The sequence below is a fragment of the Brevibacterium sp. p3-SID960 genome (assembly GCF_025144725.1).
Classification (GTDB): Bacteria; Actinomycetota; Actinomycetes; order Actinomycetales; family Brevibacteriaceae; genus Brevibacterium.
Map to the genome: position 1 here is coordinate 1 of NZ_JALXKS010000065.1, position 8154 is coordinate 8154.

Consider the following 8154-nt stretch of genomic DNA (forward strand, 5'->3'; position numbering starts at 1 on the left):
GCTAGGAAGCGTCTGCAGCATCTGAGGACTAAAGAATGACCCGGTCTTTGTAACCGGTACTTCGTGACTCGTCTTTGACGAAGACGGCTGAGGGGCTCCGGGAGTGGACGGATCGTTGCTGGAGGACGTGTCTATGTTCGCCTAGAGGGCAGAGCCTTTTCGGTCACAGTTTGGTAACGGCGGGGTGTCGGGTGGGGTTGGGGTGGTTGGTGCGCAGTTTACTCCAAGGTAAGACTCGGCGCCTGTTCAGGATTCGGGTTTCGGTTTGTCTCGGATCGGGTGGTGGCTGGTGTTCTGGTATGTGTATGCGAATCGGTGGTTCGCGGTTGTTGCTGGGGTTTGTGCGTTTGTTCTGATTCCGTCGATGGGGTTGCCGAATGTTGTGGAGCCGGCGGTGGCGGCTTCGGCTTCGTCGTCTGCGGTGGTGCCGGTGGTTTCGCGGCCGGATTTGGTGTCTGCTCAGGTGAGTGCGCGTGCGCAGGGTTCGCGTGTTGAGGTGGAGGATGCGCGGTCGGTGGATTCGTCGACGTTTGCGAATCCGGATGGGACGTTGACGACTGAGGCGTATTCGGGTCCGATTCGGGTGCAGGATGACTCGGGTGCGTGGGTCGATGTTGATACCACGTTGGAAGAGACTGAGGGCGGGTATGCGCCGAAGGCGGCGCTGAATGATGTTGTGGTCTCTGATGGGGGTGAGGGGGCTTTCGCGTCGGTTGATGTTGATGCTGGTGATGGCGAGTCATCGACGTTTGGTGTGGAGTGGGATTCTGAGCTGGGTGAGCCGGTTGTGTCGGGGAGCACGGCTACGTATGAGGGTGTTGAGAATCCGTTTGGGGTGGATGCGGATCTTGTTGTTGAGGTGTTGAAGGATTCGTTTTCTCATTCGCTGGTGCTCAATGATCGGCCTGAGGTGAGTGAGCCGGTTGAGTTGCGTTTGCCGTTGGATGCCGGTGAGGGTGAGGTGGCTGCTGATGATGAGGGGCGCATTGTGGTGCGTTCTGAGTCGGGGCAACGGGTGTTGAGTGCGCCGACACCGTTGATGTGGGGTGCTGCTGAGGATGATGTGTCGGGTGGCCCGACGCGGATTGCTGAGGTTGAGACGCGGATTGATCTCGATGGTGATCGTCCGGTGCTGGTGTTGAGTCCGGATCCGGGTTTTCTGTCCGATCCTGGTGTGCAGTATCCGGTGACGATTGATCCGACTTTTGGTGTGTCGACGGATACGTGGGTTGATTCGAAGCTGAAGACTTCGCAGCGTTCGTCGAAGGAGCTGCGGGTGGGCACGTATGACGGGGGTGGGCGGAAGTACCGGTCGTATGTGAAGTTCGATGTCGGCAGCTTGAAGGATGGCAAGGTTGTTGATGCGAAGCTGCGGATGTTCAATTACTACTCTTCGACGTGTAAGGGTGGGCAGGTGATTGAGGCGAAGCGGATCACTTCTGGCTGGGATTCCGCGAAGATCACCTGGGATAAGCAGCCGTCAACGACGACGGATGGGATGGGTACGAATACGCAGGCTTTGGGGTATTCGTCAGCGTGCAAGGGTGGGATGGTTGACTTCAATGTCACGAAGATCGTCGAGGCATGGACGACGGGTAGGCAGGCGAATTATGGTCTGCAGATCCGGGCGCGCAATGAGTCAGCGTCGACGGCGTGGCGGCGGTACCGGTCGGCGAATCATGTTGCCGATAAGCAGGATAATCGGTCTGAGCCGCATCTGGTGGTGACGTGGAATCGGACTCCGGGGGTGCCCTCGACGCCGCAGATTCGTGGGGCTGTCAGGTCGGGTTCGTCGACGTTTACTGCAGAGAAGCGTCCGACGTTTGAGTCGGTGGTCAAGGATCCTGATGGTGGGAGCGTAAAGTTCGATATTGAAGTCAAACGCGATTCTGGTTCGGGTGCGAATGCCGGGTCGTGTACATCAGGGTTCGTGGCTTCGGGGCAGAAGGTCTCGTGCCGGCTGAACGCGGATTTGTCTGATAATGCCACGTATGTGGTCAGGACCCGGTCGTGGGATGGGAAGCTCAATAGTGCCTGGTCTGGCTGGACTGCGTTTAAGACAGCGCAGGCGACACCTGGCAAGCCGGTGATTTCATGTCCTGGCGCGTTTGGCAATGGCAGCTGGCATGACCGCCCACCGGCAGAGGATGTGACGTGTACTGTTACTGCTGCGGGTTCGGGTAACGCGGGCCCGAATCGGGTTGAAGTCGATGTTGATCATAAGCGGACAACGGTTGCTCTCTCGGATGGCAAAGCCAGTGTGAAGGTCTCGAAGGCTATCGGTGGGCACCGGATTGATGCGCGGGCTTTGAATGTGACGGGCAAGACCTCGGCGTGGGCTGGTGTGTACACGTTTGGGTATGGCACGGCTGGTATCACGGGCCCGGCTGATGGGACGACGACGACATCGACGATCCGGTTGGAGTCTTCAGCTCCGCCGAAGGGTGCTGCCAGTGCGGTGAGTGCGAAGGTGTACTGGCGGTTGGCCGGCTCGGGTGAGGATGATCGCTCGGGCTGGACTGAGGGCAGCAGCTTAAATGTTAGGGACAATGGCGCGGCTGGTGTGAGTGTTTCACAGCTGTGGAACACACAGGAGGCCACGGTCGCAGCTGATGGTACGAAACTTGATCCGCGCAGGCCTGCGCTTTTGGAAGTGCAGATCTGCTACGTGTTCACAGGAGTGTCGAAACAGTGCACCTGGTCTGTGCAACCGGTGAAGGTGGTTCGGATCGCTCACGCGTTCGGGGAGGATTTCCCGACCGCCGATGCTGGTCCGGGCCAGGTTGCGTTGTGGACGGGGGAGTTCAACACCTCCGAGACCGATGTGAGCGTACCTGGATATAACGGTGATCTGTCGATTTCGAGGTCGCATTCGACGTATGCGGGTGCGACCGATACCGTGCGCGGCATCTTTGGTCCGGGGTGGAATGCGACCCTCGATGGGGATGACGAAGCTGGCATGGCTGGTCTGAGTGTGATCGATGCGACGCGTTCAGAAGGCATCATCGCTTTGGTTGATGATGAAGGTGAGCCGCTGGTCTTCCAGCAGCCGTCCCAGCGGCGCATCCAGTCTGAACCCGGAGCGTATATTCCAGCTGATGATGACACCAAGAGCTCGGGGGTGTCCCTGACGATCCAGGGGGCTGGTACCGGTGCGAAGATGCTCGTCACTGATGACGAGGGGGTGGTGACGACTTTCACGCCGGTGCAGGTGAGTGCTGATGCCGATACGGTGTGGTCACCTGCGTCTGTGGCATCACCGGGCAAGCAGGGGACGACGACGTTTACGAAGGATGCTGAGGGCAAGATCACGCGAGTGCTTGCTGGGTCGGCTCCTGGGGTGACGTGTGCTGCGACCGGTGCGTTGGCCAAGGGGTGCCGTGCTTTGGAGATCGAATACGCGAAAACCACCACAGCGACAGATCAGCAGCACGGTGATGTCGCCGGTCAGGTCAAGCAGATCGCCTATACCGGGTGGGATCCTGCAGCGCAGAAGGTGGTGACGATCCCTGTAGCTGAGTACCGCTATGACGGGGCCAAGCGTTTGCGCACGGTCACCGACCCGCGCTCTGGGTTGGCCACCGATTACACGTACACGACGGTGAAACATGCGATCGGGCCGGCTTTGGGCAGTGTGACTCCGGCAGGTGAGAAGACCTGGTACTTCCACTACGGCACAGTTGATGAGCGGATGCGTTTGACTAAGGTCACCCGCGATCCGGTCTCTGGTGAGGGTGAAGCGGAAACACAGGCATCGTTCGTCTATGGACTCGACCCCACTGCTGGGGGTGCCGGTTTGCCGGATATGACCGCTGACGGAGTCGCCGCGTGGGGTCAGGAGACGGCCCCGGCACACGGATTCGCTGTCTTCGCTGCCGATCAGCCGACCGAGGGCGGAAGTGCTGCCGGAATTGACTCTGGATTGTGGGCGAATGCGGATCTGACGTATACGGATGCCTCAGGCTATGTGCTTAACACAGTGTCGTATGGTGCTGGTGGCTGGCTGCCGACCCGCACACAGTATGACGAGAAATACAATACGATCGGTCAGTGGGACACCGCCGGATTGCAGGCAGCCAAAGAGGCACGAGAAACTAACGCTGAGTTCGATGTGTCGTATTTCGCGACTGTGACCCGGTACAACACCGATTCGGCAGAGAAGAACGGTGAGGTGCCGGTCGTGCCGGCAGGCACGGTGGTCACTGATGTGTTCGAACCGGTCGCTGAGGTCGTCTTGCCCGATGGGCAGAAGGTCCCAGCTCGTAAGCACGTGCATACTGATTACGATGAAGGCGCACCGAATGGGGGTATGAAACCTGCTCCTGCCGGGCAGCCGGAGGCGGCGAAGCAGAAGTACCTGCTGCCGACCACCGTGACCACTGCAGCTGCAGCAGCAGATGCGGCACACTCAGATACATCGATTGCGATCCCGGAAGATCTTGCCGTCATCACACGGACGAAGAACGGCTACGACCCGATCGATGACGCCGAGGTGACAGGCCCGACGTCCGGCTGGACACTCGGTGTGCCGACCACGAGAACAACCGTTATGAATAACGACAGTGACATCGTGATGAGAACCCGGTATGACGAGCGTGGCGGTGTCGTCGAGGCCTGGCAGCCGAAGTCTGATGGCAAGGATCCACGCACGACGCTGACCGAGTATTACTCGGCTGATGGCACCGGAGTGTGCGGGAACCGGCCGGAATGGGCCGGGCTGAAATGCCAGGCGTCACCTGGTGGCACACCCAGTAGCGGCCCGGAGCTGGTGAGTGAGACGATCACGGCCTATGATGTGTGGCTTAACCCAGTCACGGTCCGTGAAGCCAACGGTACGGCTACCCGTGAGACGACGACGACGTACCTGCCTGATGGCCGCACTGATACGACCGCAACCACCACCACCGGAGTGGATACGCACGCACTGCCGGTGACGAAGACTGTCTATGACAAGTCCACCGGACGGGCGACAGGCACGCAGGCCCTGGAGAACGGTTCGGTTGTGGCAGAGACAGCCACTGGTTTCGATACCTGGGGGCGGGCAACCTCGTACACCAACAGCCAGGGCGAGACCACCCGCACCGAGTATGTACAGGCAGGTAAACCCGGTGCCGGTCAGGTCGCGAAGACCATCTCTCCTGCCGGTGAGACCACCTACGGGTATGACGGTACAGATGCCAACGGGAAACAAGAACGCCGCGGGCTTTTGACCTCTCAAACGATCAGCAAGGCCGGCTCCTACGCTGCCGCCTATGACAGTGGCGGGAAATTGATCCGCCAGACGATGCCCGGAGGTGTTGAGCAGACCAGCAGCTATGACATCAATGGCACCATGACAGGCCTGACCTATGCCGGTACCGTCACCAACGGTGGCGACACCACGACCGCGGCCTGGCTGTCCTGGCAGATCGACACCGACGTACTTGACCGGACAGTCAGGATGCGCACCCCTGACGGGCGGAGCGCGAACGCTGACGACGCTGCCGGTGACCTTGAGTACACCTATGACCCGGCCGGGCGTCTGATCCAGACAATCGACCGCACCGGCGCTACCAGTCCACTACCCGACCCGGGTACAGGACCGGGAGACACTGACGATTCCGGTGATAGTGAAGAACCCTCAGATCCCGGGATCAGCACTGAAGGCACTCCTCCGGTCACAGCCACAGCACCGGCCGTTTGTGTGATCCGCAACTACACGTTTGACGCCAACTCAAACCGCACGGCACTTACGACTGCCGCTGGGCCAGAATGCGGCACTGAGAATGCGGAGACGGTGAAGAAGACCTGGTCACATGATGACGCCGACCGGATCACCGGCGACTACACCTACGATCAGCTCGGCCGCATCACGAAACTGCCCGCAGGCGATGCACCCCACCTAGAACATGGTGATATCGGCATCGAATACTTCGCCGATGACCTGGCGGCAAAGATCACACAAGGTGACACCAGCACCGCCTTCACCCTCGACCCCGAGGGCAGGCGCAGCCAGGAAACCAGCACCACCGGTGATAACTCAACAACGCTGAACCGTCACTACAGCGACAGCAGCGACAACCCCGGCTGGGTCACCACCGGAACCGGAGATGACGCACAAACCACCCGCTACGAATCCTCCATCGGAGGAGACCTCGGCCTCACCCTCGAAACCGGCGGTAAAACCCAGCTGACCGTAGCCGACCCAGGTGGCGACACCGTCGCGACCATCGACCTGCCAGAAGGAGACACACCAGCAGGCGGCATCAACTCCTGGGCAAACTACACCGAATACGGCACACCAGGAACCACCACAACCACACCAGACACCGGACCCGTCACATACGGCTGGCTCGGAGGCAAAGAACGCGCCACCGACACAAGCGGCCTCATCCTCATGGGAGTACGCCTCTACAACACCACCACCGGACGCTTCACCAGCCCAGACCCCGAAGAAGGAGGATCCCCCACCCCCTACGCCTACCCCACCGACCCCATCAACAACACCGACCTCGACGGAAAACGATGGAACTGGAAGAAGACCGCAAAACAAATCGGGAAATGGGCCTGGAAAAATAAGTGGGATATTGCATTGACTGCAGCTGGATTTATACCTGGTGTCGGAGCTGTGGCGTGGGGCGTACGGATATACAGAGTGGTCAGATTCGCGAGGGCCGCGGGTCCAGGAATGCATTCGATTCGCGCATCCAGGGCGACTGCGCGTGCTGCAGGAAGGATCTGGACGCGAAAATTCTATACCAGAAACCGCACCCACAACAAACGGGCCCGATGGTATATAGGAAGGGGAAAACGAGGAATCTACCAATACCGCAGCGCATATAGGAAGCACAACAAGTTTCAGTCCAACCTGACGAAATACGAAAGAGGAGATCATCGGCATGTGAACGTGCATGTTGTTCACCGTGGGCCGAGGAGGTACCGGTGACAGCCAAAGTGCCTTGGGTTTCAATCGCAAGTGCCTTAACGACACAAGAGGCTAGCCTTGCTGCACACTTGAAGCGAGCGCTTAACGAACTAATCTCAAGCAGCGGTATTGGTTCCCTGCCTATCTCAGTACAGTGGGAAGGAGAGCCTTGGGATCGCCTGGAAATCTTCGTGTATTCTCACGAAACGAAACTAGAAGTGTGCCAGAAGGAATGTCCGCACGTAAAGCTCGTGATTTATTTTGACCCGTTAGAAACATTGCAGCCCGGGGTGGTCACCTTCGACTATCAACTCTCGTTTCTTGAGCGTATGGTCGGCTTTGGGTCTGGAGCCGTGCGATTTGAATCCGGGCGCAGTTCCGTAGATGGAGATAATCCGTTCACTGTGCTACTTCTATTGTTGAATGGGCGGATCTCGCTCTTGGTCTCGGAAAGCCGGCCGGATAGATGGTCTGGAGTCTATGATGATCTAGGAAATATGGTATATGGAAGACTATATGGCGGATGGATTGCGGGGTTGCAACTAAGTCTAATGCGTGATTTAAGGCTTTACATATTGTCCATGGGTACTGTTGATCGTGCGCAAATCGTGTTGCATTCATTTCGGTTGAACCCGCGATCATTTCGACTTCGGAAATTGGATGCCTACTTGAAGCTTCCCGGAATTACTGAGTGATTAGACGGTGAGCTGGGCGGTGCTGGGGTAATATTTAGAATGTGGTAGCTTCGTATTGTCGAGGGTTTGTGAGTAGGAAAACGGGCTGTCAAGCTCCGAGTTTGGTAGAGGCTCTTTCCTGGTTTGTAGTGCATCTGTGGCCTCTGTCGGGGTCTGGTGGGCCATTCCGAATGAACCTTGAACCGTCCTAGATTTCGTTCCTAGATGGTTGGTAAAGATAGTTCATGGTTGGTGAGGGTTTCGGGGTATCGGGCTTCGACTTCTGCTGGTGTCTGATAGCCCAGCGCTTCGTGTAGCCGGGCGGTGTGAGGTTACCCTCGAATAGTAGACACCTAAGTTAGCGGGATTTGCTGTCCTGCTGGAAGGATGTTCAGTATGTCAGATCAGAAGCGCCAGCGGCGTTCTTATGCTCAAGGAGTATCGGGTCGAGGCTGCGGGTCTTGTCATTGACACTGGCAGGTCTATTGCTGCGGTGGCCAGGGAAATCGGAGTCGGTGAGCAGACGCTGGGCTCCTGGGTGAAAGCAGAGAAGGACCGGCGTCGCGTCGATGGGGG

General features: G+C 58.4%; 2 protein-coding genes and 1 pseudogene. All 3 read left to right on the top strand.

Annotated elements, in window-relative coordinates; translation table 11 throughout:
• The first annotated feature begins 289 nt into the window (after positions 1 to 289).
• Positions 290 to 6925: a DNRLRE domain-containing protein gene (locus M3B11_RS13210; protein WP_259877931.1), complete on the top strand. Its 6636-nt coding sequence runs from the start codon at positions 290 to 292 to the stop codon at positions 6923 to 6925.
• Positions 6922 to 7599, top strand: coding sequence for a hypothetical protein (locus M3B11_RS13215; protein WP_259877932.1), 678 nt, complete (start codon positions 6922 to 6924; stop codon positions 7597 to 7599). Before M3B11_RS13210 ends, M3B11_RS13215 begins: the two co-directional genes overlap by 4 nt.
• Before the next feature lie 375 nt (positions 7600 to 7974).
• Positions 7975 to 8154, top strand: a pseudogene (locus M3B11_RS13220) (transposase); the annotation flags it as partial.